This is a genomic window from Rathayibacter sp. VKM Ac-2760 (assembly GCF_009834185.1).
Lineage (GTDB): Bacteria > Actinomycetota > Actinomycetes > Actinomycetales > Microbacteriaceae > Rathayibacter.
Map to the genome: position 1 here is coordinate 2,499,465 of NZ_CP047173.1, position 26,393 is coordinate 2,525,857.

Here is a 26,393-nt window from a genome sequence, read left to right on the forward strand (position 1 = left end):
GGGCGGGAACGCCCTAGGTGGAGACGAGGGTGCCCAGGCGGGCTCCGCGGATGGCCGCCGCGACGTTGCCGGCCGGCTCCATCCCGAAGACCTGCATCGGCATCCCGTTGTCCATGCAGAGGCTGAAAGCGGTGGAGTCGACGACCTTCAGGCCGCGCTGCAGCGCCTCCTGGTAGGTGAGGGTGTCGAGCTTCTTCGCGTCGGGATTCGTCCGCGGGTCGTCGTCGTAGACGCCGTCGACGCCGTTCTTCGCGACGAGCACGAGATCGGCGTGCGTCTCGAGCGCGCGCTGCGCGGCGACGGTGTCGGTGGAGAAGTAGGGCAGCCCTGCGCCGGCGCCGAAGATCACGACGCGGCCCTTCTCCATGTGCCGGATCGCCCGGCGGGGGATGTAGGGCTCCGCGACCTGCGTCATCGCGATCGCGGACTGGACGCGCGTCTCGGCGCCGGCCTGCTCGAGGAAGTCCTGGAGGGCGAGGGCGTTCATCACCGTGCCGAGCATGCCCATGTAGTCCGCGCGGCCGCGGTCCATGCCGCGCTGCGAGAGCTCGGCGCCGCGGAAGAAGTTGCCGCCGCCGACGACCACCGAGATCTCGACCTCGGTCGCGGCATCGGCGATCTCGCGCGCCAGGGCACTGATCACGTCCGGGTTCACCCCGAGAGTGCCGGCTCCGAACGCCTCCCCCGACAGCTTCAGCAGCACCCTGCGGCGCTTGCCCGTCGTCTTCGCATCCGTCTCCGTCATCGACGTTTCCTCCCGTAGACCCGTACAAACCTATCCCGCGCGGAGCACGCCCCGCGACCACGCCCGGGCACCTGCCCCGGGCAGAGCGAAGGGAGCCCGGGTCGACTGAACGACCCGGACTCCCCTCGCCGCGCGTGCTACGCGCCGACCTTGAAGCGGGCGAAGCCCGACACGGTCAGACCGGCGTCCGCGACGACCTTGCTGATGGACAGCTTGTTGTCCTTGGCGTAGTCCTGGTCGAGCAGCGCGACCTGCTTGAAGTACGCGTTGACGCGACCCTCGATGATCTTCGGCAGGGCGGCCTCGGGCTTGCCCTCGCCGCGCGAGATCTCCTCGACGATGCGGCGCTCGTTGTCGACCTCCGACTGCGGCACGTCCTCGCGCGACAGGTAGGAGGGGTTGGCGAACGAGATGTGCTGCGCGATCGAGCGGGCGGTGTCCGCGTCGTCGCCCGAGTAGCCCAGGACCACGCCGACCTGCGGGGGCAGGTCCTTGTTGGTCTTGTGCAGGTAGACGGCGAAGTGCTCACCGGAGACGGCGGCGACGCGGCGCAGCTCGACCTTCTCGCCGAGGATCGCGGCCTCGTCGTTGATGAGGTCGGCGACGGTCTTGTCACCGGCGGGGGCGGCGAGGCCCTCCTCGACGCTGGTGGCGCCGGCGGCGACGATCGCGTCGAGCACACCCTCGGACAGGGCGATGAACTTGGTGCCCTTGGCGACGAAGTCGGTCTCGCAGGCGAGCTCGATCAGGGTGGCGACGCCGTCCTTCTCGGCGGCGGCGACGAGGCCCTCGCTCGTGGAGCGGTCGGCGCGCTTCGCGTTGCCCTTGGCGCCCTTGAGGCGGAGGATCTCGACCGCCTTGTCCAGGTCGCCGTCGGCCTCGACGAGCGCGTTCTTGGTGTCGACCATGCCGGTTCCGAGCTGCTCGCGCAGCGTCTTGACGTCAGCGAGGCTGAAAGTAGCCATAGTTCTGCGAACTCCTCTGTAAGTGTCCGGTCGGCGCGGCGCTTCGAGCACCTGCGCCCGACCGGACGTCGTGGTCTGCCGTTCCCGCGGCGACGGGCCTCGGTCTCGAGGACTCCATCACGCCGTGGTGTCGGCGGTTCTGATTCGTGGTGAACGTGCACCGAATGAGCAGGGGCCGGACGGGCGCTCTCGCGACCCGTCCGACCCCCGGCTCAGTGCGGGTGTCAGACGGACGCGGGGGTCTCGTCGGTCGCGGGCTCGGCGGCGGGCGCCTCGGCGTCGGCGACGGCCTCGTCGGCGGTCGCGAGCTCGGCGTCGGCGACCTTCTCGGTCTCGGCGCCGGCCTGCTCGGCGGGCTCCTGGACGTCGGACGCCGGGGCGTCGGTCGCGGCGGCGTCGGTCGACGCGGCATCGGTCGAGGCGGCGGAGTCGTCGCTCGTGGTGAGCAGCTCCTTCTCCCACTCGGCGAGCGGCTCGACGGCGGAGACGTTGCCCTCGGCCTCGGGCTTCTGGTGACGCTGGATGAGGCCCTCGGCCGCGGCGTCGGCGACGATGCGGGTGAGCAGGCTCACCGAGCGGATCGCGTCGTCGTTGCCCGGGATCGGGTACTGGACCTCGTCGGGGTCGCAGTTCGTGTCGAGGATGCCGATGACCGGGATGCCCAGCTTCTTGGCCTCGTCGATCGCGAGGTGCTCCTTCTTGGTGTCGACGACCCAGAGGGCCGACGGCGTCTTCGAGAGGTTCCGGATGCCGCCGAGCGACTTGTGCAGCTTGTCGAGCTCCCGCTTCTTGATGAGGAGCTCCTTCTTCGTGAAGCCGCTCTTCGCGGTGTCGTCGAAGTCCAGCTCCTCGAGCTCCTTCATGCGCGCGAGGCGCTTGGAGACCGTCTGGAAGTTGGTGAGGAGGCCACCGAGCCAGCGCTGGTTGACGTAGGGCTGGCCGACGCGGGTCGCCTGCTCGGAGATCGCGTTCTGCGCCTGCTTCTTCGTGCCGACGAAGAGGATGGTGCCGCCGTGGGCGACCGTCTCCTTGACGAAGTCGTAGGTCTTGTCGATGTAGGCCAGCGACTGCTGGAGGTCGATGATGTAGCTGCCCGAGCGCTCGGTCAGGATGAAGCGCTTCATCTTCGGGTTCCAGCGACGGGTCTGGTGCCCGAAGTGGACGCCGCTGTCGAGCAGCTGGCGCATGGTGACGACTGCCATGAGTCGTTCTCCTTGTCTGGGGCCCGGGCGCACGACGGCGCCGAACTCCCGTTCGGTTGTCTGCGACGGCCGGTCGGCACGTCGCCCTGGCGCCCGGCGCGCTCCCGCCCTCCTCGCGCTGGGCGAAGGGGACCGTGGGGAGCGTTGGCCGAATGGGCGCGCGTAGTCACCCCGACGAGCGAGGTGCTCCGAGAAGCCTAGCACCACGACGGCCGCGCACTCCGCGGGCGCGGGGGGCGCGGCTCACGCCCGCGCCGCTCTGTTTTCGGGCGGCACCGCCTCCGGCATGCCGCGCGCTCCTCCAGCACGCGAAAACACCTCCGACACGCGGGAACCGGCCGATCCCACGAGCCGAAGCCCGCTCCGCGAGCCGAAGCTCCGCGCGACGACCGCCGGCACGCGGAAACACCTCCGGTACGCAGGAACGGGCCGATCCCACGAGCCGAAGCCCGTTCCACGAGCCGCAGCTCCCCGGACGACCTCCGGCACGCGAAAACACCTCCGGCACGCGGAAACCGGCCGATCCCACGAGCCGAAGCCCGTTCCACGAGCCGAAGCTCCCCCGGACGACCTCCGGCACGCGAAAACACCTCCGGCACGCGGAAACCGGCCGATCCCACGAGCCGAAGCCCGTTCCACGAGCCGCAGCTCCCCCGGACGACCTCCGGCACGCGAAAACACCTCCGGCACGCGGAAACCGGCCGATCCCACGAGCCGAAGCCCGTTCCACGAGCCGAAGCTCGCCGCGACGACCTCCGGCACGCAGAAACACCTCCGGCTCGCAGAACCGCGGGAGTTCGACGAGCCGGAACTGGTTCCGCGAGCCGGAGCTCGGCGCGAGGGCGGGGCAGGCGCTACTTGCGCGCCGACTTCATCACGGTGCGGATGTGCAGCGTGTCCATCTCCTCCAGCGAGCGCCCCTTGGTCTCGGGCACGAACATGAAGACGAAGAAGAACGAGAGCGCCGCGAAGGCCGCGTAGAGGCCGTAGGCGAGGGTCAGCGAGACGTCCTGCGACAGGATCGGGAACGTGACCGTGATCACGAAGTTCGCGATCCACTGCGCGGAGGCTGCGAGGCCGAGCGCCGCGGCGCGGATCCGGTTGGGGAAGATCTCGCCGAGCAGCACCCAGACCAGCGGGCCCCAGGTCGCGCCGAAGAAGACGACGAAGGCGTTGGCCGAGACCAGTGCGATCGGGCCCCAGGCGCCGGGGAGCGACACGTCCTCGCCGCTGATCGTCGACTGGCTGAAGGCCAGCGCCATCAGCCCGAGCGAGATCGCCATTCCCGCGGATCCGACGAGCAGCAGCGGCTTCCGGCCGACCTTGTCCACCAGGAAGATCGCGACGAAGGTGACCACGACGTTGACGATGGAGGTGAAGACCGAGATCGCGAAGGAGTTCGACTCGTCGAAGCCGACCGCGCTCCAGAGCGAGGTCGAGTAGTAGAAGATCACGTTGATGCCGACGAACTGCTGGAAGACCGACAGCAGGATGCCGACCCAGACGACCGGCAGCAGACCGAGCGCCGGGCCGCGCAGGCTCGAGCGCTGGGCGTTCTCGGCGTCCTCGTCGATCTTCTTCTGGATGTCGGCCAGCGCCTCGTCCACCTCGTCGCGCGGGGTGACCGTCGCGAGGACCTTGCGGGCGTCGTCCGAGCGGCCGCGAGTGGCCAGGTAGCGCGGCGACTCCGGAAGGGTGAGGGCGAGCAGACCGTAGATGACGGCGGGGACGGCGCAGGCGATGAACATCCAGCGCCAGGCCGCGACACCGAACCAGTAGGGCTCGGAGGCGCCGCCGGCGCCCTCCGCGATGATCGTGTCCGAGAGCAGGGCGGCGAAGATGCCGAGCGTGATCGCGAGCTGCTGGAGCGAGGCGAGGGCCCCGCGGATCGCCTTCGGCGCGATCTCGGAGATGTAGGTGGGGGCGATCACCGAGGCGATGCCGATGCCGAGCCCGCCGATCACCCGCCAGAGCACCAGGTCCCAGACCGCGAACGCCGCGCCGGCGCCGATCGAGGAGATGAAGAAGAGGCCGGCGCCGAGCAGCATCACCTTGATGCGGCCCCAGCGGTCGGCGAGGCGGCCCGCGAGGTACGCGCCGAGCGCGCAGCCGAGCAGGGCGGACGCGACGGCGAAGCCGATCAGGGCGGCCGAGAGCTCGAACTCGCCCTGCACCGCCTCGACCGCACCGTTGACCACCGACGAGTCGAAGCCGAAGAGGAAGCCGCCGACCGCCGCCGCGATGGCGAGACCGATCACCTTCCTCTTCAGCTTCGCCGCCGAGGGGTTCGGGATGGTGTCAGATCGTCCGCTGGTCATGGTCGTCTCCGATTCTCGCCGCCGGTGGGTGCGGTGTCTCCGCGCCCGCTCCGGATCACAGGCACGTTACTCCCGCCTGCGAATGTGTCGGGACGGGTTGCGGAACAGCTGTCGTGTCGTCGTTCCTCCACAGCCGTCGTCCCGGCAGGTTCTCCCCCGGTCCGGCCGGGAGTCGACCACGTGCCCGCGCGGTCGGCGAGCGTATGCGCATGATTCCTCGCCTCCTCCTGCGCCCGGGCGTGTTCCTCGCGCTCGCCCTGCTCGCCCCGATGCTCTGGACGCCGCCGGTGGACGGCTTCTCCGTCGTCGAGCCGTGGCGGGCGCCGGCGCACCGCTACGCGGCCGGGCACCGCGGCATCGACCTCGCCGCTGCTTCCGGCGCCGTCGTGCGGGCCGTCGCGGACGGGCGGGTGTCGTTCGCGGGGCCGGTGGTCGACCGGGGCGTGGTCAGCATCGAGCACGCCGGCGGGCTGGTGTCGAGCATCGAGCCGGTCGAGCCGTCGGTGGCGGCGGGTCAGGAGGTGCGCGCGGGGGACGTGATCGGCGCGGTGGGGGCGGGCGGGCACTGCGACGGCTCGTGCGTGCACCTCGGGGTGCGGGAGGACGGGGAGTACGTGAACCCGATGCGGTTCTTCGGCGGGATCCCGCGGGCCGTGCTGCTGCCGATGGACGGCGTGGCCGTCGCGGCGGCGTCAGGCGCGCGGGTGAGCGAGCCGGTAGGCCTCGCGGATCCGCTCGGTCGAGACGTGCGTGTAGATCTGCGTGGTGCCGAGGCTCGCGTGGCCGAGCAGCTCCTGCACGGCGCGGAGGTCCGCTCCCCCGTCGAGCAGGTGGGTCGCGGCGGTGTGGCGGAGGGTGTGCGGGCCGGAGGGGCCGGAGCCCTGGCCGCCGTCGAGGAGCCGGGACACGACGCCGTAGACGGTGCGCGGGGTGAGGCGGGCGCCTCGCCGGCCCAGGAGCAGGGCCGACGAGCCGGTCGCGGTGAGCAGCTGCGGACGCGCCTTCTCCAGGTAGTCGGTGAGCGCCTCCTTCGCGGGGACGCCGAACGGCACGACGCGCTGCTTGCTGCCCTTGCCGGTGACGAGGACGGTGAGCCGGCCGAGGTCGAGGTCACCGACGTCGACCGCGACCAGTTCCGAGACGCGGATGCCGGACGCGTAGAGCAACTCGATGATCGCCAGATCGCGGAGTGCGACCGGGTCGTCGGTCGACCCGCGTGCGGCGACCACGTCGATCACGTGCTCCGCCTGCGGCTGCGTGAGCACGCGCGGCAGCGGCCGCCCGCCCTTCGGAGTCCGCAGGCGCGCCGCGACGTCGATCGGCAGCCGCTCGGAGCGCTGCGCCCAGGAGGCGAACGAGCGGACGGCCGCGGTCCGCCGGGCGAGCGTCGCGCGGGCGACCCCGGTCTGCGACTCGTGCCACAGCCAGTCGCGGAGGAGCTCGAGGTCGAGCTGGGCGAGCCACGGCCTCTGCTTCTTCGCCGCGAAGTCGATCAGCGTGGAGAGGTCGGAGCGGTAGCCGCGGGCCGTCGCGGGTGAGAGCGAGCGCTCGTCGAGGACGTAGCGGAGGAAGTCCTCGACGGCGCCGGCGAGCGGCTCGCCCCGCGGCGGTGTGGCGTCGGGAGACGCGTCAGCCATCGGTGCTCGGCATCCGCGACCAGAGATCGATGCGGCCCTGCTCGTCCAGGCTCTCGAGCGTCTCGATCAGGTCGGTGCCGAAGCGGGTCGCGATCGGCGCCGTCGCGCTGGGGACGAGCGAGGTGACGACCGTCTCGGGGTGCACGTGCACGAGCGAGAAGCTCTGCGCCCCGTCGATGCCGGCCAGCTCGCGCTCCGGAGCACCGAGATCCATCGTGTAGCTGGTCGCTCCGGCGACGAGGACGGGCACGCCCGCGAAGGTCGCGGCCGTCGGGTAGTGCAGGTGCCCGCCGAGGATCGCGCGCACGTCCGACCCGCGCAGCACCTCCTCCAGCTCGTCCATCCCGCGGAGCTCGAGCACCGTCATCGCCCCGAGCGGCGTCGGCAGCGGCGGGTGGTGCAGCGCGAGGACGGTGCCGAGCGGGGCGGGCGTCGCCAGCTCCGCGGTGAGGGCCTCGAGCTGCTCGCCGGTCAGCGCACCGTGGTGGTACCCCGGCACCGCACTGTCGAGCGCGAGGAGCCGCAGCCCGCCGAGGTCGACGACCTGATCGATCGGCGCGTCGCTCGGCTCCTGATCGAGGAGCACCCGGCGGAAGGCACCGCGCTCGTCGTGGTTGCCCATCACCCAGACGATCGGGCAGCCGAACCGCTCCGCCACCGGATCGAGCACACCCTTCACCCGCCGGTACGCGTCCTCCTCACCCCGGTCGGCGACGTCTCCCGTGACGAGGATCGCGTCGAGCCGGCCGCCGCGCTCGACGAGCCGTGCGAGCGCCTGCTCGAGCCGGGCGACGGTGTCGACGCGCCCGTAGAGCGGGGCGCCCTCGGCGAGGAAGTGCGTGTCGCTGAGGTGCGCGATCACCCGGTCGGCGGCCCGGAAGTGCCCGAGCTGCGGATGCTCCGGCCGCGTCCCCGTCGTCGTCTCGTCGCTCATGCGGCTCCCCTCGCTGCTCCGGTGTCAGCGTAGGCCGCACCGCCGACAGCGCCGCCCCGACCGGCGGCGGATCGGGAGAAGGACGCCGCCGCGAGCCGACCCCTCGCACGGACGACCACGGCGGCGGACGACCGCGAGCGAAGTCCCGAGATCGACTCCGCGCGGTCCGCTCACCGCGCGGCCAGCCGCCACCTCCCGTCCGCCTCGCGGTCGACGAACCCGTTCGCGAGGCAGGTGCCGAGCATGTCGAGGGTCTCCGGGATCGACATCCCGGAGCGCTGAGCGAGCACCTCCGTTTCGTGCGCTCCCTCGCCGCGGAGGACGTCGAGCACTCGGGCGGCCACCCTCCTCGCATCGGGCGCCGTCGCCAGCACGTCACTCATCCCGAGCAGCTCGACGACCTCGGTCGCCGAGGTGACGCACGTGGCCGCGTACTCGCGGAGGAGTCGATGGCAGCCGGCCGAGGACGCGCTGGTCACCGGTCCGGGCACTGACCCGAGCGGGCGACCGAGAGCCGCCGCGTGGCCGGCGGTGTTCAGCGACCCGGAGCGGGCGCCCGCTTCGACGACCACCGTCGCCGCCGTCGAGGCCGCGATCAGCCGGTTCCGTTGCAGGAAGCGCCACCGCGTCGGCGTGGTTCCCGGTGGCACCTCCGTCACGACGGAGCAGCCGGGCGTCGCGATGATGCGGTGCAGCAGGTCGGTGTGCGCCGTCGGGTAGAGACGGTCGGAGCCGCCGGCGAGGAAGGCCACCGTTCGTCCACCCGCGCCGAGGGCGGCCTTGTGCGCGACGGCGTCGATGCCGAAGGCCGCCCCGGAGACGACGAGGACTCCGCGCTCGGCGGTTCCGGCGGCGAGGTCCGCGGCGACGTGCTCGCCGTAGCCGGTCGCGGCTCGAGCGCCGACCACGGCCAGGCGGTGCGGCGTGATGAGGGCGAGGGGGTCGCCGCGACTCCAGAGCAGGAACGGGCTGTGCGGGCCGAGGTCGGCCAGTGAAGGCGGCCAACCGTCCGAGTCCGGCACCAGCAGCTGTGCGTCGAGGCGCTGCGCGATCTCCAGTCGCCGCGCCAGCAGAGCGCGGTCGACCCGAGGGCGCCAACGGGCCAGGCCGGCGGCGAGGACCCTCGCGCCGAGGTGCGGATCGGAATCCTCCTCCTCTTCGCTCGCCGGGTCGCTCGGGACGTCGACGGGGCCGCTGCTCCCGCGAGCAGCGTCCGAGGGGCCTCCGGAGAGCCGATATGAACCCGCTCCAGACGCCTCCGCGAGGACATCCCCTGCGGACGCCGACCCCACCACCTGCGCCAGCGCTCCGCCGGCGCCGAAGCGCTCGATCAGCGTCCCCGCCACCGCATCCCCCGGTTCGGCGAGCGACGACCAGGCCGCTCGCGCGAGCGCCTCCACCGGATCGGACTCGCTTCCCTCGGGCAGCAGCCGGCGGGCGGAGCGCAGCTCGACCCGGTCGAACAGCTCCGCGACGGCGATCATGAGGCGCCTCCCCGCAGGACCAGCGCTCGCGCGAGGTGCCCCGTGGTCGGTCGCTCGGCCTCGTCGAGGTCGGCGAGCGTCCAGGCGAGGCGCAGGACGCGGTCGTAGCCGCGCATCGTCACCAGACCTCGCTCCAGGGCGCGGTCCAGGGTGCTCGACTCCTGCGCGGTCGGCCGCTGCCCGGCCGCTCGGAGCCAGGCGCCGGAGACCTCGGCGTTCGTCGACCAGGGGGTGCCCGCCAGGCGCCCTCGCGCTCGGGCGCGAGCGGCGACCACCCGGGCGCGGGCCTGAGCGGTGGTGAGCCCCGGCTCGTCACGCCGTACCGCGAGCTGCGCGGCACCGATGCGGCGGACGGAGAGGCGGATGTCGACGCGGTCGAGCAGCGGACCGCTCAGTCGGGCGAGATAGCGGCGCCGCACCGCGGGCGAGCACGTGCACACCTCCCCCCGGATCCCGTGCCGCCCGCACGGGCACGGGTTCGCAGCGAGCACGAGCTGCACCCGCGCCGGGAACTCGGCCACCGCATTCGCTCGGTGGATGCGGATCACGCCCGACTCGAGCGGCTGCCGCAGCGCGTCGAGCGCGACGGACGAGAACTCGGGGGCCTCGTCGAGGAAGAGCACGCCCCGGGTGGCGCGTGCCACGGCTCCCGGGCGGATGCGGCCGCTCCCCCCGCCGACGATCGCCGCCGCGGAGGCCGAGTGGTGCGGGCTCTCGAACGGCGGGCGCCGCACGAGAGCGCCGCCGGTGTGCTCGCCGACGAGCGAGCGCATGCAGGTCGCCTCGAGCGCGGCCTCGTCGTCGAGGTCCGGCAGGATCCCGGGCAGTCGCGACGCGAGCATCGTCTTGCCCGCGCCGGGCGGCCCGAGCAGGAACACGTGATGCCCACCGGCCGCCGCCGCGACCATCGCCGCGGCGGCCTCCTCGTTGCCGATCACGTCCGCGAGGTCGAGCCGCGACTCCGGCTCGACGGCGACAGGCGACGGGCGTGCGGCCCGCTCCGCCAGCGCCGGCACCTCCCACTCCGCCCCGTGCCACACCGCCGCCGCGGCGAGCGAGGACACCGCGATCACGTCCACCCCGTCGACCAGCTCGGCCTCGAGCCGGTCGTCGTCGGGCACCATCACCCGCCGCCGGCCCTCACTCGCCGCAGCGAGCACCGCCGGGAGCACCCCGGGCACCGAGCGCAGCCGCCCGTCGAGCCCGAGCTCGCCGATGTGCACCACCGCCGCCACCGACTCCCGGTTCACCTCCCCCAGCGCCGCCAGCGCCGCGAGCCCGATCGCCAGATCGAACGCCGACCCGTGCTTGGGCATCGCCGCCGGCGACAGGTTCACCGTGATCTTGTACTCCGCGATCACACTCCCCGAGTTGATCGCCGCCGACCGCACCCGCTCCTTCGCCTGCGACAGCGCCGCATCCGGCAACCCGATGATCATCATTCCCGGCGTGCCGTCGGCGGAGTGCGCCTCGACACCGACCACCGCGCCGCTGAAGCCGACCAGCCCGACCGCGGACGTCCGCCCCAGCCCCATCACGCCACCGCCCGGATGTGCCGCACCTGCGTCGGCACACCCTCCGGCGCCACGATGCCCACCGCATCGATCCGCAGATGCTGCCACCGCTGATCATGCGCATGCGCCCAGGCATACGCCAGCCGCCGCAACCGCTGCCCCTTCACCCGCGTGATCGCCTCGACCGGCAGCCCGAACCGCGTCGAGGACCGCGTCTTCACCTCCACCACCACCAACGCCACACCCTCGCGCGCCACGATGTCCAACTCCCCCTCACGCACCCGCCAATTGCGGTCGAGGATCTCGAAACCACGCTCCCGCAGATGCGCCACGGCGATCTCCTCGCCGCGGCGGCCCAACTCGTCCTTGTCCATGCAGAACCTCCCGCGGGAAGAGTCGCCGAGGTCGGAAGCGGGTGGGGCGGCGGGCGGCGGATCTGGGGAGGGATCACGCGAGGAGGAGCTGTGGAGGGGGATCGGGTGGGGCGACGCTTCCACTACATCAGCGTGTGCGACTGTGGGGGCGGGTCTCGATACGCCGCCTACGGCGGCTACTCGACCAGCAGGTGGCCTGTGGCGGCCACTCGACCAGCGGGAGGGCCGTGGCGGGTGCCCGACCAGCGGACGTTGCCACAGACCAGCCGTCGACCGCCGCCACCTCGAACCCCTGAACAACGCCCCCGACCGAAGGACTCCCCCGCCATGACGACCACCCGCCTCCGCTACGCCCTGATCGGCGCCGGGCACCGCGCCGAGATGTACGTCCGGGCGATCGCCGGACCGCACGCGGAGGTGGCCGAGCTCGTCGCGGTCGTCGAGGCCAACCCGACGCGGGCCGAGTACGCGGCGGAGGCGGCGGTGCGCCACGGTGCGCCCGCGCGCCCGCGGCTCGCCGGTCCGGACGACCTCGAGCGCGTCCTCGCCGAGGAGCGCGTCGACCGCGTGATCGTGACCACGCCCGACGTCACCCACGCCGGTTTCCTCGACCGCTGCCTGCGCGCCGGGGTGGACGTCGTCGTGGAGAAGCCGCTCACCATCGACGAGGCCGGCGCCCGGCTCGTCGCGGAGTCGGCCCGCGCCACCGGCCGCACCCCGGTGATCACCTTCAACTACCGCTACTCGCCGCGCAACTCGGCCCTGAAGGAGCTGGTGGCGAGCGGCGCGATCGGCACCGTCACGTCGCTCTCGTTCGAGTGGCTCCTCGACACCTCGCACGGTGCCGACTACTTCCGCCGCTGGCACCGCGACAAGCCCGTCTCCGGTGGACTGCTCGTGCACAAGGCCTCGCACCACTTCGACCTGGTCAACTGGTGGCTCGACGACGTGCCCGAGCGCGTCTTCGCCTCCGGCGGGCTCCGCTTCTACGGAGCGGAGAACGCCGAGCGCCACGAGCGCAGCGTGAGCCAGGACCGCGGGAGCGACGACGCCTCGTCAGCGGACCCGTTCGCCCTGGACATGCGCCGGGACGCGCGCCTGAGCGCCCTCTACCTCGACGCCGAGCATCACGACGGCTACCGCCGCGACCGGTCGGCCTTCGATCCGGGGATCACGATCGAGGACAACCTGGCCCTGATCGTCGACTACCGCGGCGGCGCGACGCTGAGCTACGCCCTGCACGCGCACTCGCCGTGGGAGGGCTATCGCGTCGCGATCAACGGCACTCTCGGCCGGGTGGAGCTCGACGTGGTCGAGCGCGGCGCCGTGCTGCCCGACGAGGACGGCCGGATCGCGGTCGACCGCTCCGCCACGGGTGCGGCGGCGCACGCCTACGGACTGCGCCCGAACGGGGAGCGGCTGCTCCTGCAGCGGCACTGGGAGGCGGCCGTCGAGGTCCCGATCACGAGTGCGGCCGGAGCGCACGGCGGCGGGGACGACCGGATGCTGCGCGACCTCTTCCGCGGGGCGGACGAGGACCCGCTCGGCAGGGCCGCCGACTACCGCGACGGGCTCCGCTCGATCGCGGTCGGCATCGCGGGCAACCGCTCGCTCGAGTCGGGACGCGCCGTGCGGGTCGCGGAGCTCGGGGTACTGCCGGAGTGAGGCGGGTGGCCGGGGTCGGCATCCTCGGAGGCGTCCTGCGGACGGCCGTGGGTCTCGATACGCCGCCTTCGGCGGCTACTCGACCAGCGAGGGGGGCTACTCGTCGAGGGCGAGCTCCTTCGGGAGCTCGAACTCCTTGCGGGAGAGCTCCTCGACGTTGACGTCCTTGAAGGTCAGCACGCGGACGGACTTCACGAAGCGGTCGGAGCGGTAGACGTCCCAGACCCAGACGTCGCGCATGGTCAGCTCGAAGTAGAAGTCGTGCTCGGTGTCGCGGCGGACCAGCTCGACCTCGTTGGCGAGGTAGAAGCGCCGCTCGGTCTCGACGACGTACGAGAACTGCGAGACGACGTCGCGGTACTCCCGGTACAGTGCCAGCTCGACCTCGCGGTCGTAGTCCTCGAACTCGTCCTCATCCATCGTTCACCAATCCTACGCCGAGGCGGCCCTATACCGGGACGGCGGCGGCGTCGCGCGACTTCGACAGCCAGGTCACGCGGTGCAGCGGCGACGGCCCGACGCGGTCCAGCCCCGCCCAGTGCGCGGCGCTGCCGTAGCCCTTGTTGCTGTCCCAGGCGTAGTCCGTGAAGTCGTCGTGGTGGCGCACCATCTGGCCGTCGCGGCCGACCTTCGCCAGCACGGAGGCGGCCGAGACGGAGGCGCAGTCGCGGTCGGCCTTGATCCGGGTGACGATCGTCAGCTCCGCCGCCCAGGGCCCGAGGGCGGGCGTCAGCCAGTCGTGCTTGCCGTCGAGCAGGACGACGGCGCGGGAGAGGTCCACGCCCTGCTCCACCAGCCGCTCGATCCCGCGCGAGGCGGCCCGGCCGAGCCCGGCGATGATTCCGGTGTCGTCGATCTCGTCGGCGGAGGACTCGCCGATCGCCCAGCCGGACACCCACTTCACGACACCCGGCAGCAGCGCCTCGCGCCGCGCCGGAGCGAGCAGCTTCGAGTCGCGCAGGCCCTCCGGGAAGCGACCGCACCGCGCACCGATCGCGACGACGCCGACGGAGACCGGGCCGGCGATCGCGCCGCGGCCGACCTCGTCGCAGCCGATGACGCTCTCGTAGCCCTCGCGGAAGAGCCGGCGCTCCTGACGGAGATCCGGGTCGGTGACGACCACCTAGCCCTCGCCGCTCGTCGTCGGCTGCGCCTCGGAGTGGTCCTCGGCCGCTTCGGTCTCGACGCCGCGGAAGACCGACGGGTAGTCGTCCAGCCAGGCCCACTGCTGCACGGGCCACGTCACCAGGATCGCGCGGCCGACGACGTTGTCGATCGGCACGAAGCCGTTGCCCGGCTTGTCGGTGTTGTAGCGGGAGTCGGCGGAGTTGTAGCGGTTGTCGCCCATCACCCAGAGCGAGCCCTCGGGGACGACCACGTCGAACGGGGTCGCCGAGACGGCCTGCACGCCGTCGGGGAGCTTCACGTACGGCTCGGAGACGGGGTTGCCGTTGATCTCGATCTGCCCGAGCGGGGTGCAGCAGGTCACGTGGTCGCCGGGCAGGCCGATGACGCGCTTGATGAGGTGGTCGTTGCTGTCCGGCGCGGTGAGGCCGACGAGCGCGAGCGCGGAGTCGACGGCGGCCTGGAAGGCGGGGACGTCGGGCTCGGTGGTCGGCGAGAGCCAGCCGCCCGGATCGCGGAAGACGACGACGTCTCCTCGCGAGATCGGCACCAGATCCGGCACGAGCTCGTTCACCAGGATCCGGTCGTTCTCGACCAGCGTCTGCTCCATCGAGGAGGACGGGATGTAGAACGAGCGGATCAGGAACGTCTTGACCAGGAACGACACCAGGACGGCGACCACGACGATGATCAGCACGTCGCGGAGGAAGAGCAGGACCCCTCGGCGCCGGCGGCCGGGCGGGTGCTCGTCGCCCGGTTCGGCGGAGTGACGACCGCCCTCGTGCGGGATCGTCACGGGGGCCGTGCTGTCAGTCATGCGTGCCGTGGCCCCTACTGTGGTCGACCCGCGCACTGCCGCGCCGGTCTGTGGATCACCGGGTCGTACCGCCCCGGGAAAGGGTCGGACCCCGGTCCATCATAGATGGGCCGGGGTCCGGGTGAAGCTGTGCGGGCGCCGCTCAGGCGTCGCGCTTCTCCTTGATCTTCGCCTTCTTGCCGCGGAGGTTGCGGAGGTAGTAGAGCTTCGCGCGGCGGACGTCGCCGCGGGTGACGACCTCGATGTGGTCGATCACCGGGGAGTGCACCGGGAAGGTGCGCTCGACGCCGACCTGGAAGCTGACCTTGCGGACCGTGAAGGTCTCGCGGACGCCCTCGTTGGAGCGGCCGATGACGACGCCCTGGAAGATCTGGATGCGCGAGCGGGTGCCCTCGACGATGTTGACGTGCACCTTGACGGTGTCGCCGGCGCGGAACTCGGGGATGTCGGTGCGGAGGGAAGCCGCATCGAGTGAGTCGAGGATGTGCATGTTCAGTCGCTCTCCGTGCCCGCCACAGGTCGAACACCGTTTCGGTGATGGAAGTCGGTCGTGCCCACGTCGTCGCGGCTCCCCTGTGGCAGAGCCTGCGCGAGGCACAAGCGCTCATTCTGCCACGGCGCCGGAGCGCCCGTCAAAGCGACGCCCCGGTCGGGGAGGCGGGCGCACTCCCCCACCACGCGAAAGTTGCGGTGGTCGAGCGCGACTACCGCGACTTTCGAGGGATCGACCCGGGGACGGCGGCTCGAGAGCGTCAGAGGACGATCGTCTGACCGTCCTGAGGGCGGTCGGGGTCGAAGCGCTCGTCCGTCACGGGGGGCGGACCGCCCTGGGCCTGCACCTCGGCGGCCGCGGCGAACGCGAGGAGCGTCGCCCGCGCGTCCGTGAGGAACCGCCAGCCGGAGTGGGCGAACGCGGCGACGCCCAGCACGATCGAGAGCAGGCCGAGAGCCCACGCCCCGGGCGGGAAGAAGCCGAAGGCGATCAGGGAGGCGTGCCAGGCGCCGACCGCGGCCAGATCGCCCCAGGCGGGCGTCCTCGTCGGCCGCACGGTCACTCGAAACGCCACGATGCTCGCGACGACGGCCAGGGCGACCGCCAGAATAGGGAGGGCGATGACCAGGCCGAGCACGGTCCACCCGCTCGATCCTCCGAAGAGTCCGTACCCCAGGAGGATCCAGAGCGGCAGGACGACCGCCGCCGGGTACAGCCAGGAACCGAAAGCCCGTCTCGTGCGCATGCACCGACGGTACCCACGACCGCTGAAGAACGCCTCAGCGACCACCGAGAGGATCAGCATGATCGAGCTGCGCACACCCGCCGAGATCGAGGAGATGCGCCCGGCCGGCCGCTTCGTCGCCGAGGTGCTGAAGGCGACGTCCGCCGCCGCGGCCGTGGGCGTCAACCTGCTCGAGCTCGACCGCCTCGCTCACGACATGATCCGCTCGGCCGGCGCGGAGTCCTGCTACATCGACTACCACCCGTCGTTCGGCGCCAGCCCGTTCGGCAAGGTGATCTGCACGTCGGTCAACGACGCCGTGCTGCACGGGCTGCCCTTCGACTACCGCCTGCGCGACGGCGACCTGCTGACCCTCGACTTCGCCGCCTCCGTCGACGGCTGGGTCGCCGACTCGGCGCTGACCGTCGCCGTCGGCACGCCGCGCCCGGAGGACCTGAAGCTGGTCGACACCACGACCCGCGCACTCGAGGCCGGCATCGCCGCCGCGCAGCCGGGCAGGAAGATCGGCGACATCTCGGCCGCGATCGCCGCGGTCGCGCGGGCCGAGGGCCTGAGCATCAACACCGACTTCGGCGGGCACGGCGTCGGCCGCACGATGCACGGCGACCCGCACATCGCCAACGACGGCCGCGCCGGCCGCGGCTACCCGTTGCGCCCGGGCCTCGTCGTCGCGATCGAGCCGTGGTTCCTGCAGACCACCGACGAGATCTACACCGACAAGGACGGCTGGACCCTCCGCAGCCGCGACGGCTCGCGCGGCGCGCACATGGAGCACACGATCGCGATCACGGAGACGGGCAACATCGTGCTCTCCGCTCGGGACTGAGCTCGACTCCGGAGATCGAGCGCTGAGCACTGGACAGCCGCGGTATCCGATAGCGATACTATCCGCATGCGAGTCTCGGAGCTCAGCCGCCTCAGCGGCGTCAGCCTGCCCACGATCAAGTACTACATCCGCGAGGGACTGCTGCCACCGGGCACCGCCTCGGGGCCCCAGCGGTCCGACTACGGCGACGACCACCTCGCCCGGCTCCGCCTGCTGCGCGCCTTGATCGAGAGCGGCGGAGTCGGCATCGCCGGCGCGAAGCGGATCACGGCCGTGCTGGACGAGGGCGCTCCCCCGGCGGTCGCGTTCGAGGTGGCGCAGGACGTCGTCTCAGCGAACGTCGACTCCGGGGCCCCCGCGTCGGCCGCCTCGCTCGAGCGGGTGCAGGCGATCGTCGGCGACGACTACTGCGCGCACCCTGCTGTGCGGACGGCGGCCAGGGCGCTCGACGCCCTGGAGCTCTCCGGCGGCGGGATGACGCCGTCGTGGCTCGAGGCCTACGCCCGGGCGGCGGAGATCGTCGCGAGCGCGGACCTGGACGAGCTCGAGGCGCGCAGCAGCGTGAGCGAGCAGACCTCCATCGCCGCGGTCGGCACGGCCCTCGGCGACGTCGTGCTGCAGTCGATGCGCCGCGTCGCGCAGGCCCGCGAGACGCAGCGGAGGTTCGGGGAGCGGCAGGACTCCGCACCCGCCTCCGAGCGCACCGCGGCGCGGGAGAACGCCGAGGTGGCGCGATGACCGCCACGATCCAGCGTCCGGAGCGTGCCGCAGCGGCCCCCGCCCGCCCGCACCGCCCGCTGCTCGTCCTCGCCGCGGCGATGGCCGTCGGGGTCCTGGCCTGCCTCGTCCTGCTCCTCGCCGACCCGCGCGAGCTCGGCGGGCAGCCGCTCTGGGCCAAGCCGCTGAAGTTCTGCCTCTCCATCGCCGTCTACGCGCTGACCCTCGCCTGGCTGATCGGCCTCGTCCCCGCGCGCCGCCGGCGGCTCGCGCGGATCCTCGGCAGCATCGCCGTCGCCGGACTCGGGATCGAGATGGTCGTCATCGGCGGCGCCGCCGCGGTCGGCGTCACGAGCCACTTCAACGTCACGACGCCGCTGCACTCGGTGCTGTGGGCGGCGATGGCGGTGTCGATCGTCGTCGTCTGGTTGGTCACGCTGGTGCTCGCGGCGCTCCTGGCGCGGGTGCCGCTCGGCGACCCATCGCTCACCCTCGCGGTCCGGGCCGGCCTCGTGATCGGACTAGTCGGGATGGCGCTCGCCTTCCTGATGACCGGGCCGACCGCCGCGCAGCTCTCGGACTACCAGGGCGTCGTCGGCGCGCACGCGGTCGGCGTGGCCGACGGCGGCGCGGGCCTTCCGCTGCTCGGCTGGAGCACCACGGGCGGCGATCTGCGGATCCCGCACTTCGTCGGGATGCACGCGCTGCAGGGGCTGCCGCTGCTGGCCTTCGCGCTCGCGCGGCTGGGGTCGCGGGTGCGACTGCTGAGCGATGCGACACTGCGGCTGCGGCTGGTCGCGATCGCAGCGCTCGCGTGGTCGGCGGTCGTCGCGCTGACCTGCTGGCAGGCGCTGCGCGGGCAGTCGATCGTCTCTCCGGATGCGCTCACGCTCGCCGTGGGCGGCGCGGTGACGGTCGTCCTGGTCCTCGCCGCGGTCGTCGCCGTCCGGCGCGCCTCCACCGAGGTAGCGCGATGAGCCGGCTGCGCCGCGGCTGGACGCCGCTCGCCGTGATCTACCTCGTGCTCGCCGTCGCGGGCCTCATCGGCACCTGGACCTACAACATCCTGGCGGTGCTGGAGAGCGTCGACTTCCTCGGCGATCTCGCGAGCGGCGGCCCCGCGGTCTCGTCGATCACGACGGACCTGCTGGTGGTCGCGATCGCCGCGGTCGCCTTCATGGTGATCGAGGGCCGCCGCGTGGGGATGAAGCGCGTCTGGATCCTCGTCCTGCTCGCCCCGCTGGTCGCCCTGGCCTTCGCCTTCCCGCTCTTCCTCGCCCTCCGCGAACGCCACCTCACCCTGGAGCGCTGATCCCCGCCGCGAGATGCCACTTGGGTACGCGACACGCCGCAAAAAGCGTGCACAAGTGGCATCTCGCGGGAGGGGGTCAGGGCAGGAGCTCCGGGCGGACGCGGCGGGTGCGCTCGACGCTCTGCTCGTGGCGCCAGGCGGCGATCGCTCCGTGGTTGCCGCTGAGCAGCACCGGGGGGACGTCGAGGCCGCGCCAGGAGGCGGGCTTGGTGTAGCTGGGGTACTCGAGCAGGCCGTCGGAGTGGCTCTCCTCGACCAGGCTCGCCGGGTTGCCGACGACGCCGGGCACGAGGCGGCCGACGGCCTCGATCATCGCCATCACGGCGACCTCTCCCCCGTTGAGGACGTAGTCGCCGAGGCTGATCATCCGCACCCGGGCGCGCTCGGCGGTGTGGTCGACGACGCGCTGGTCGATGCCCTCGTAGCGGCCGCAGCCGAAGACGAGCGACGACTCCTGCGCGAGCTCGCGCGCGGTGGCCTGGGTGAAGACCTCGCCGGCCGGCGAGGGGAAGATCACCAGCGGGTCCGCGGCCGGATCGAGGATCGTGTCGAACGCCTCGCCCCACGGCTCCGGCCGCATCACCATGCCTGCGCCGCCGCCGTAGGGCGTGTCGTCGACGGTGCGGTGCCGGTCGTGGGTGAAGGAGCGGAGGTCGTGCACGCCGAGCTCGATCAGCCCGCTCTGGCGCGCGCGCCCGAGCAGGCTGATGTCGAGGACGCCGAAGAACTCCGGGAAGATCGTGACGATGTCGATCCTCACGACCGCGGCTCCTCCTGGGAGTCCGGGGTCACGGCATCGGCGTCGGCGTCGGCCGAGTCGGCATCAGCGGAGTCGGGGGTCTCGCCCTCCTCCTCGACCGGAGCGGCCGCGGCCAGCTCGGGGTCGGAGAGGTCGACGCCGCTGAGGTCCACCTCGGCCGGCTCCTCCTCGGGAGCCTCCTCGAAGAGGCCGATCGGCGGCGTGACGGTGACGACACCGGCGACGGGGTCGACGGACGGCACGATCGCGTTCACGAACGGGACCATCACCTCGCCCGACGGGGTGCCGACGATCAGGAGGTCCTGCGCGGGGAAGTGGTCGACGCGGCGGACCGTGCCGACCTCGCGGCCGTCGCGGACGACGGACATGCCGACCAGCTGGTAGTCGTACCAGGAGTCGTCGTCGCCGGGCTCGGTCTGCACCTCCTCGTCGATCCAGAGGATCGCCTTGAGGAGGGTCTCGGCGGCGTCGCGGTCGGCGATGCCCTTGAAGAACGCGACGGGGTGGCTGTTGTACCAGCGGAGCTCGGCGAGCTCGAGCTTCTTGCCGTGCCACTCGGAGGTGCGCGGCACCTGGAGCGTGAAGGTGGCGCCGGGGGTGAAGCGCTTGTCGGGCTCGTCGGTGTAGAGCTCGAGCTTGATCGCGCCCTTGAGCCCGTGGGCCTTGGTGAGTCGGGCGACGCGGAGCTGCGTCGTGCCCGCTGCGGGGGCCGCCACCCTACTTGTCGGTGTCGACGACGTCGACGCGCACGCGTCGCCCGTCGGCGAGGGCAGCGACGAGTGTGCGGACGGCCTTGGCGGTGCGACCGGAACGTCCGATCACGCGGCCGAGGTCCTCGGGGTGCACGCGCACCTCGAGGACCTCTCCGCGCGGGGAGCTCGTAGCCACGACCTTGACCTCATCGGGGTTCTCGACGATCCCCTTGACGAGGTGTTCGACGGCGGGAGCGAGCATTGACTACGCCTCGGTGGAGGCTTCGTCGGCGGCGGGTGCCTCGGGCGCGGTGGCCTTGGCGGGAGCCTCGGACTTCGGCTTGAGGACCGGCTTCTTCTTCGCGTCGACGACGAAGGGGGCCTTGGGCTCCTTCACCTGGACGGTGCTGACGGCATCGGCGTCGCCCTTGAAGCGGCCCCAGTCGCCGGTCAGCTTGAGGATCGCGGCGACCTGCTCGGTCGGCTGCGCGCCGACTCCGAGCCAGTACTGCGCGCGCTCCGAGTCGACCTTGATGAACGAGGGCTGCTCGGTCGGGTGGTACTGGCCGATCTCCTCGATCACGCGGCCGTCGCGCTTGGTGCGCGAGTCGGCGACGACGATGCGGTAGTAGGGCGCTCGGATCTTGCCGAGGCGCTTCAGACGAATCTTGACAGCCACAATTCTCCTGTGTGGTCGTTGACCGTGAGGTCGATGATGGATGAACTGAGCCGTGAGCGTGGGGGCACACCCGGCCGGAAGCTCGAGGGGGTTTCTTCGGCGGTGAGTAGAGGGTCGACCGCCTCGGACCCGACGGATCATTCTGCCAGAAAAACCCGCGCCCTGCGGCGCCGACACGGGAAGCCGCCGCACGGCATCCGCTCCGGTCCCGGATGCGAGGATGTGGGGGTGCGTCCCGACCCGGTGGACGCCGGACTGACGAGGACGCCGTCATGGAGATCACCTTCGCCGAATCCGACCGCTCCACCCTCGGGATCGAGTGGGAAGTGGCCATCGTCGACCGGCAGACGGGCGATCTCGCCAACGTCGCCGACGTCGTGCTCGAGGCGCTCCGCGGCGAGGACGGCTCGCCGCACCCGCGGATCACCGGCGAGCTGCTGCGGAACACCGTCGAGCTGGTCTCCGGAGTGCACCGCACCGTCCGCGACGCCGTCGCCGATCTGCAGGACCAGCTGCGCCAGGTCCGCGAGATCACCGACCCGATGGGGCTGGACCTGGTCTGCTCCGGCTCGCACCCCTTCGCGCAGTGGTACGACCAGACCGTCACCGACAAGGAGCGCTACCACCGCCTGATCGACCGGACCCAGTGGTGGGGCCGCAACATGATGATCTGGGGCATCCACGTGCATGTGGGCATCGAGGACCGCGACAAGGTCCTGACGATCCTCAACGCACTGCTCGACTACTACCCGCACCTGCAGGCGCTCTCGGCCTCGAGCCCGTTCTGGGGCGGAGTCGACACCGGCTACGCGTCGAACCGCGCGCTGATGTTCCAGCAGCTGCCCACCGCGGGACTGCCGCCGCAGTTCGGTGCCTGGGCGAACTACGAGGAGTACGTCGACGACATGATGCGCACGGGCATCATCGACGACCACACCGAGGTCCGCTGGGACATCCGCCCCTCGCCGCAGTGGGGCACGATCGAGATGCGCGCCTGCGACGGCCTGTCCTCGCCGGAGGAGATCGGCGCGGTCGCGGCGCTCATCCAGTGCCTCGTCGAGCACCTCTCGTCCAAGCTCGACGCGGGCGAGACGCTCGCCACCATGCAGCCGTGGTATGTCCGCGAGAACAAGTGGCGCGCAGCGCGGTACGGACTCGACGCGGAGGTCATCCTCGACGCGGCCGGCAACGAGCGCCTGGTGACCGACGACATCCGCGACCTGCTCGCGACTCTGGCGCCGGTGGCCGAGCGCCTCGACTGCGCGGCCGAGCTCGCCGATGTCGAGCTGATCCTGGTGGCCGGCGCGAGCTACCAGCGCCAGCTGCGGGTCGCGGCCGAGAACGACGGCGACCTGCGCTCCGTGGTCCGCGCGCTGGCCGGCGAGCTGCGCGACGGCCTGAAGGACCCGCGGGCGTGACGGGGCGGTTCCTCACCTCCGCCGCTCTGCTCGGTGCCGCGGCACTGATGCTCACCGGGTGCTCGAGCGCGACGAGCGGATCGGACGGCTCGAGCGGTTCGGGCGGATCGAGCGGCCCGAGCGGTTCCGCCTCCGCCACGGCGAGCCCGGTCCCCCTCCCCTCGCCGACCGAGGATCCGCTGTCCGACTCCGCACCCCTCGCCCTCGGCGGCGCACTGCCCGCCGGCTCGCGGGTCACCATCGTCGGCGACAGCATCGTCCGCGGCCTGGGCCTGGACGCGAGCGAGGCGTGGCCCGCTCTCGTCGGCGCCGACCTCGGCTGGACCGTCGACAACCTCGGCTGCGACGGCGGCGGCTTCATCGAGCTCGGCGACTGCGGAGCGGCCGTCGGCGACCGGGCCGAGGAGATCGCGGACACCCGGCCCGACGCGATCGTGCTGATCGCCAGCAGCAACGACCTCGGCTGGACGCCGGAGGAGGTCGCCGACGCGATGGGGCCGGCTGTGCAGGCGATCGTCGAGGCCTCCCCCTCGGCGCGCCTGATCGCGCTCGACTCGGTCTGGGGTCCGGACCCGCGCCCGGAGGACCTGAACGCCTACGACGAGGCGCTCGTGGACGCCGTGGACGCGGCGGGCGGGATCTCGCTCGAGTACCCGGATCCGCTGCGGCCCGACGGACTGCTCGCCGAGGACGGCGTGCACCCGACGGCCGAAGGCCAGGTCGCCCTCGCGGACGCCTTCGTGCTCGCCGCGGAGAAGGCCGGGCTCGCGCAGGCGATCCCCGGCGATCAGCGGGCGACGGACGCGCCCGACTGACCGCCGGCGGTCCACTCAGCGGGTGGTGCTGTTCTTGCCGTCGCGCCAGGAGAGCAGGTCGCGCACCGGAGCGAGGTCGATGTCCGGCCCGGTGATGCCGAGCGTGAACAGGCGGGCGCCGAGGTCGAACTGCTGGTCGAGCACGCCGAACGAGGCGTCGCCGACTCCCCCGCGGACGCTCGCGCCGGTCGAGATCTCGATGGCGTCGATGTCGCGATCGACGCGCGAGCACCAGTCGGCGAGGACGCCGAGCTTGCGCTCGAGGGTGGGGACGTCGGAGAAGCTGTGCCAGATGTCGGCGTGCTCCGCGACGATGCGGAGGGTCTTCTTCTCGCCGCCGCCACCGATCATCACCGGGATGTCGCGGGTGGGCGCCGGGTTCAGCTTGTCCCACCGGGCGCGGATGCGCGGCATCGCCTCGGAGAGCTCGTCCAGGCGGGAGCCGGCGGTGCCGAACTCGTAGCCGTACTCCTGGTAGTCGCGCTCGAACCAGCCGGAGCCGATGCCGAAGATGAGGCGGCCCTCGGCGCCCTTCGCGCTGATGTGGTCGACGGTGCGGGCCATGTCGGCGAGCAGATCGGGGTTGCGGTAGCTGTTGCAGGTGACCAGCGGGCCGAACTCGATGCGGCTGGTCTGCTCGGCCCAGGCGGCGAGCATGCTCCAGCCCTCGAAGTGCAGGCCGTCGGGCTCGCCGGAGAGCGGGTAGAAGTGGTCCCAGTTGAAGGCGATGTCGACGCCGAGGTCCTCGAGCTCGGCGAGCGTGTCGCGGATGACCTCGTAGGAGACGTGCTGGGGGGCGATCTGGACGCCGATGCGGACGGGGCGCGGAGAAGCGGTTGTCATGGCTTCACGCTAGACCTCGCGGCGGGCGCTCCGGGAGTCGCGGGAGCATGCTGATCGAGTAGGCCGCGCAGCGGGCGTATCGAGATCCACCGTGATCGGGACGCGAAGATCACGCAGCCATCGCACTGACGGACGTGGGTCTCGATACGCCCCTGCGGGGCTACTCGACCAGCAAGGAAGGGGGGCTGCTACTCGCCGGCCGGGTCGGGGGACGCGGTGGGGGCGTCGTCGGTGGTGGAGCGGGCGAGCTTCACGGTGGTGGCGCCGTCGGCGTCGAAGAGGCGGAGGCGGCCGCCGTCGATCGAGGCCATCATCGCGTCGGCGAAGATCATCGGGAGCGCGACGCCGTCGCAGGCGATCATCGTGCTGGGGCCGGCCTCGACGGTCAGCGAGCCCTCGCCGTCGATCGACCACTCGCCCTGGACGCCGTTGCAGCCGTCGGAGCCGGTCCACGTGCCGTCCTCGGCGAGGAGCAGGAACGGGACGTCCGGCGACTCGTAGGACACTCCCGTGACCCAGCGGCCGACGAGCTCGTCCGGCGACGGTGCCGACGCGGCGTCGACTCCCGAGCCCTCGGAGCAGCCGACGAGGCCGAGGGCCAGGGCGGCCGCCGCGGCGACCGCGAGACCGGCGCGCGCGCCCCTCATCGGCAGGCCCCTCATCGGCCCAGGAGCTTCTGCAGCTGCTCCAGCTCCTCCGGCGTGGGCTGCGCGCCCGCCCCGGAGCCGCCGCCGAGGCCGAAGCCCGAGCCGCCCGCGTTGGTGGAGTGCGGACCGGAGGAGATCGCCGCGTTCTCCGCCGCGCGCTTCGCCGGGTTCCCGGACTTGCTGCTCTTCTTCTTCTGCGGCTTCGGGCGGCCCTGGTAGCCGGCGCCGGGCACGGGGCCCATGCCGGGGACGTTGGGCATGCCGCCCTTGGCGACCGTCTTCATCATCTTCGCGGCCTGGTCGAAGCGGAGGACGAGCTGGTTGACGTCCGTCACGGTCATGCCGGAACCGCGGGCGATGCGCAGGCGCCGCGAGCCGTTCAGCAGCTTCGGGTTCACCCGCTCGGCCTTGGTCATCGACTGGATGATCGCCTCGGTGCGCACGATCTCGCGCTCGTCGAACTGGTCGAGCTGCTCGCGCATGCCCTTCGCGCCGGGCAGCATGCCGATCATCTTCTTGATCGAGCCCATGTTGCGCAGCTGCTGCATCTGGCCGAGGAAGTCGTCGAGGGTGAACGTGTCCCCCATGATCTTCTCGGCGATCTTGCGCGCCTCGTCCTCGTCGAACGCACTCTGCGCCTGCTCGATGAGGGTGAGCACGTCGCCGAGGTCGAGGATGCGGCTCGCCATGCGATCGGGGTGGAACTGCTCGAAGTCGTCGAGGCCCTCGCCGGTGGAGGCGAAGAGGATCGGGCGGCCGGTGAGCGAGGCGACGGAGAGGGCCGCGCCGCCACGGGCGTCGCCGTCGAGCTTGGAGAGGACGACGCCGGTGAAGTCGACGCCCTCCTGGAAGGCCTTCGCGGTGGCGACCGCGTCCTGGCCGATCATCGCGTCGATGACGAAGAGGACCTCGTCCGGGTTGGTCACGCGGCGGATGTCGGAGGCCTGCTTCATCATGTCGGCGTCGACGCCGAGGCGGCCGGCCGTATCGATGATGACCGTGTCGTACTGCTTGTCGGTCGCGAAGCGGATCGCGTTCTGCGCGACCTTGACCGGGTTGCCGACGCCGTTGCCGGGCTCCGGGGCGTACACCGCGACGCCGGCCTGCTCGCCGACGACCTGCAGCTGCTGCACGGCGTTCGGGCGCTGGAGATCGGCCGCGACGAGGAGCGGGGTGTGGCCGTCCTTGCCGAGGTACTTGCCGAGCTTGCCGGCGAGGGTCGTCTTGCCCGCACCCTGGAGGCCGGCGAGCATGATGACCGTCGGCGGGCGCTTGGCGAACTCGAGGCGGCGCGACTGGCCGCCGAGGATCGCGACGAGCTCCTCGTTGACGATCTGCACGACCTGCTGGGCCGGGTTCAGCGCCTTGTTCACCTCGTCGCCGAGGGCGCGCTCCCGGATCCTCCCGGTGAACGCCTTGACGACGTCGAGCGCGACGTCGGCGTCGAGCAGGGCGCGCCGAATCTCGCGGACGGTGCCGTCGACGTCCGAGGCCGAGAGCTTGCCCTTCGTGCGCAGGTTCTTGAAGGTCTCGACGAGTCGATCGGAGAGGGTGCCGAAAGTAGCCATGATGCCGGGAATTCTACCGGAGGCTCCGCGGACGTCGGACGCCGAGCGCAGGACGGCATTAACTGTACCGAGTGCAAGAAATCGTCTAGGGTGGCGGC

Annotated in this window: 28 protein-coding genes and 1 pseudogene; 8 read left to right on the top strand and 21 right to left on the bottom strand. The window is 72.0% G+C overall.

Annotated features, from left to right (window positions below; all coding sequences use genetic code 11):
- Positions 1-13: 13 nt before the first annotated feature.
- From pyrH to GSU72_RS11325, 4 genes are all read right to left on the bottom strand, one after another.
- A complete protein-coding gene (pyrH, locus tag GSU72_RS11310) occupies positions 14-745 on the bottom strand; it encodes a UMP kinase (protein ID WP_159985100.1) in 732 nt (243 codons plus the stop codon).
- Positions 746-882: 137 nt separating this feature from the next.
- Positions 883-1,710 (bottom strand): translation elongation factor Ts, encoded by an 828-nt coding sequence (gene tsf / locus GSU72_RS11315; RefSeq protein ID WP_159985101.1) that lies wholly within the window; start codon positions 1,708-1,710, stop codon positions 883-885.
- Positions 1,711-1,934: 224 nt separating this feature from the next.
- Positions 1,935-2,912, bottom strand: a complete 978-nt coding sequence (gene rpsB / locus GSU72_RS11320) for a 30S ribosomal protein S2 (RefSeq protein ID WP_159985102.1) — start codon at positions 2,910-2,912, stop codon at positions 1,935-1,937.
- A gap of 854 nt (positions 2,913-3,766) precedes the next feature.
- Positions 3,767-5,230 carry a sugar porter family MFS transporter gene (locus GSU72_RS11325; protein WP_159985103.1) on the bottom strand — a complete coding sequence of 488 codons (1,464 nt, stop codon included), beginning with the start codon at positions 5,228-5,230 and terminating at the stop codon, positions 3,767-3,769.
- Between the two features lie 269 nt (positions 5,231-5,499).
- Here GSU72_RS11325 and GSU72_RS21590 point away from each other — a divergent pair.
- Positions 5,500-5,841: pseudogene (locus tag GSU72_RS21590) on the top strand (M23 family metallopeptidase); the annotation flags it as partial.
- Positions 5,842-5,922: 81 nt separating this feature from the next.
- On the opposite strand, the gene GSU72_RS11335 reads toward GSU72_RS21590, so the two are convergent.
- The 5 genes from GSU72_RS11335 to GSU72_RS11355 form a co-directional block, all read right to left on the bottom strand.
- Entirely contained in the window at positions 5,923-6,867 is a 945-nt protein-coding gene (locus GSU72_RS11335) for a tyrosine recombinase XerC (RefSeq protein ID WP_159985104.1), read from the bottom strand.
- Positions 6,860-7,801, bottom strand: a complete 942-nt coding sequence (locus GSU72_RS11340) for a phosphodiesterase (protein ID WP_159985105.1) — start codon at positions 7,799-7,801, stop codon at positions 6,860-6,862. The genes GSU72_RS11335 and GSU72_RS11340 overlap by 8 nt, the downstream gene beginning before the upstream one ends.
- Positions 7,802-7,971: 170 nt before the next feature.
- Positions 7,972-9,285, bottom strand: coding sequence for a DNA-processing protein DprA (dprA, locus tag GSU72_RS11345; RefSeq protein ID WP_159985106.1), 1,314 nt, complete (start codon positions 9,283-9,285; stop codon positions 7,972-7,974).
- The gene (locus GSU72_RS11350) at positions 9,282-10,820 is read right to left on the bottom strand and encodes a YifB family Mg chelatase-like AAA ATPase (RefSeq protein WP_159985107.1); all 1,539 of its coding nucleotides are present in this window, start codon (positions 10,818-10,820) and stop codon (positions 9,282-9,284) included. The genes dprA and GSU72_RS11350 overlap by 4 nt, the downstream gene beginning before the upstream one ends.
- Positions 10,820-11,173, bottom strand: a complete 354-nt coding sequence (locus GSU72_RS11355; protein WP_159985108.1) for a YraN family protein — start codon at positions 11,171-11,173, stop codon at positions 10,820-10,822. Before GSU72_RS11355 ends, GSU72_RS11350 begins: the two co-directional genes overlap by 1 nt.
- A gap of 327 nt (positions 11,174-11,500) precedes the next feature.
- Between GSU72_RS11355 and GSU72_RS11360 the strand changes: the two genes are divergently transcribed.
- Positions 11,501-12,838 (top strand): Gfo/Idh/MocA family oxidoreductase, encoded by a 1,338-nt coding sequence (locus GSU72_RS11360; RefSeq protein ID WP_159985109.1) that lies wholly within the window; start codon positions 11,501-11,503, stop codon positions 12,836-12,838.
- A 96-nt stretch (positions 12,839-12,934) separates the two neighbouring features.
- On the opposite strand, the gene GSU72_RS11365 is transcribed toward GSU72_RS11360, so the two are convergent.
- The 5 genes from GSU72_RS11365 to GSU72_RS11385 form a co-directional block, all read right to left on the bottom strand.
- Positions 12,935-13,258, bottom strand: coding sequence for a DUF2469 family protein (locus tag GSU72_RS11365; protein ID WP_056044100.1), 324 nt, complete (start codon positions 13,256-13,258; stop codon positions 12,935-12,937).
- Between the two features lie 28 nt (positions 13,259-13,286).
- Positions 13,287-13,961 (bottom strand): ribonuclease HII, encoded by a 675-nt coding sequence (locus GSU72_RS11370; protein WP_159985110.1) that lies wholly within the window; start codon positions 13,959-13,961, stop codon positions 13,287-13,289.
- Positions 13,962-14,780: a signal peptidase I gene (lepB, locus tag GSU72_RS11375; protein ID WP_159985111.1), complete on the bottom strand. Its 819-nt coding sequence runs from the start codon at positions 14,778-14,780 to the stop codon at positions 13,962-13,964.
- 142 nt (positions 14,781-14,922) lie between these two features.
- Complete coding sequence (gene rplS / locus GSU72_RS11380) at positions 14,923-15,270, bottom strand: 50S ribosomal protein L19 (protein WP_159985112.1); 348 nt, start codon at positions 15,268-15,270, stop codon at positions 14,923-14,925.
- Between the two features lie 262 nt (positions 15,271-15,532).
- Positions 15,533-16,018 carry a hypothetical protein gene (locus GSU72_RS11385; protein WP_159985113.1) on the bottom strand — a complete coding sequence of 162 codons (486 nt, stop codon included), beginning with the start codon at positions 16,016-16,018 and terminating at the stop codon, positions 15,533-15,535.
- A 58-nt stretch (positions 16,019-16,076) separates the two neighbouring features.
- Here GSU72_RS11385 and map point away from each other — a divergent pair, with 58 nt between their 5' ends.
- From map to GSU72_RS11405, 4 genes are all read left to right on the top strand, one after another.
- Positions 16,077-16,844, top strand: a complete 768-nt coding sequence (gene map / locus GSU72_RS11390; protein ID WP_159985114.1) for a type I methionyl aminopeptidase — start codon at positions 16,077-16,079, stop codon at positions 16,842-16,844.
- A gap of 66 nt (positions 16,845-16,910) precedes the next feature.
- Positions 16,911-17,582 (top strand): MerR family transcriptional regulator, encoded by a 672-nt coding sequence (locus GSU72_RS11395; RefSeq protein WP_159985115.1) that lies wholly within the window; start codon positions 16,911-16,913, stop codon positions 17,580-17,582.
- The gene (locus tag GSU72_RS11400) at positions 17,579-18,538 is read left to right on the top strand and encodes a hypothetical protein (protein ID WP_159985116.1); all 960 of its coding nucleotides are present in this window, start codon (positions 17,579-17,581) and stop codon (positions 18,536-18,538) included. The genes GSU72_RS11395 and GSU72_RS11400 overlap by 4 nt, the downstream gene beginning before the upstream one ends.
- Positions 18,535-18,873 (top strand): DUF2834 domain-containing protein, encoded by a 339-nt coding sequence (locus tag GSU72_RS11405; RefSeq protein ID WP_159985117.1) that lies wholly within the window; start codon positions 18,535-18,537, stop codon positions 18,871-18,873. Before GSU72_RS11400 ends, GSU72_RS11405 begins: the two co-directional genes overlap by 4 nt.
- 76 nt (positions 18,874-18,949) lie before the next feature.
- On the opposite strand, the gene trmD is transcribed toward GSU72_RS11405, so the two are convergent.
- The 4 genes from trmD to rpsP are packed head-to-tail and all read right to left on the bottom strand — an operon-like array spanning position 18,950 to position 21,004.
- Positions 18,950-19,633, bottom strand: coding sequence for a tRNA (guanosine(37)-N1)-methyltransferase TrmD (gene trmD, locus GSU72_RS11410; protein ID WP_123445716.1), 684 nt, complete (start codon positions 19,631-19,633; stop codon positions 18,950-18,952).
- Complete coding sequence (gene rimM, locus GSU72_RS11415) at positions 19,630-20,349, bottom strand: ribosome maturation factor RimM (RefSeq protein ID WP_159985118.1); 720 nt, start codon at positions 20,347-20,349, stop codon at positions 19,630-19,632. The genes trmD and rimM overlap by 4 nt, the downstream gene beginning before the upstream one ends.
- Position 20,350: 1 nt before the next feature.
- Positions 20,351-20,587 carry an RNA-binding protein gene (locus GSU72_RS11420; protein ID WP_123445714.1) on the bottom strand — a complete coding sequence of 79 codons (237 nt, stop codon included), beginning with the start codon at positions 20,585-20,587 and terminating at the stop codon, positions 20,351-20,353.
- A 3-nt stretch (positions 20,588-20,590) separates the two neighbouring features.
- Positions 20,591-21,004 carry a 30S ribosomal protein S16 gene (gene rpsP, locus GSU72_RS11425; RefSeq protein WP_123445713.1) on the bottom strand — a complete coding sequence of 138 codons (414 nt, stop codon included), beginning with the start codon at positions 21,002-21,004 and terminating at the stop codon, positions 20,591-20,593.
- A 272-nt stretch (positions 21,005-21,276) separates the two neighbouring features.
- On the opposite strand from rpsP, the gene GSU72_RS11430 reads away from it, so the two are divergent.
- Positions 21,277-22,422, top strand: coding sequence for a glutamate--cysteine ligase (locus tag GSU72_RS11430; RefSeq protein WP_159985119.1), 1,146 nt, complete (start codon positions 21,277-21,279; stop codon positions 22,420-22,422).
- Positions 22,419-23,237: an SGNH/GDSL hydrolase family protein gene (locus GSU72_RS11435; RefSeq protein WP_159985120.1), complete on the top strand. Its 819-nt coding sequence runs from the start codon at positions 22,419-22,421 to the stop codon at positions 23,235-23,237. The genes GSU72_RS11430 and GSU72_RS11435 overlap by 4 nt, the downstream gene beginning before the upstream one ends.
- Before the next feature lie 15 nt (positions 23,238-23,252).
- Here GSU72_RS11435 and GSU72_RS11440 read toward each other — a convergent pair whose 3' ends face one another.
- From GSU72_RS11440 to ffh, 3 genes are all read right to left on the bottom strand, one after another.
- Positions 23,253-24,080 (bottom strand): LLM class F420-dependent oxidoreductase, encoded by an 828-nt coding sequence (locus GSU72_RS11440; RefSeq protein ID WP_159985121.1) that lies wholly within the window; start codon positions 24,078-24,080, stop codon positions 23,253-23,255.
- 188 nt (positions 24,081-24,268) lie between these two features.
- Entirely contained in the window at positions 24,269-24,727 is a 459-nt protein-coding gene (locus tag GSU72_RS11445) for an META domain-containing protein (protein WP_159985122.1), read from the bottom strand.
- A gap of 11 nt (positions 24,728-24,738) precedes the next feature.
- Positions 24,739-26,295: a signal recognition particle protein gene (ffh, locus tag GSU72_RS11450; protein WP_159985123.1), complete on the bottom strand. Its 1,557-nt coding sequence runs from the start codon at positions 26,293-26,295 to the stop codon at positions 24,739-24,741.
- Positions 26,296-26,393: the final 98 nt, after the last annotated feature.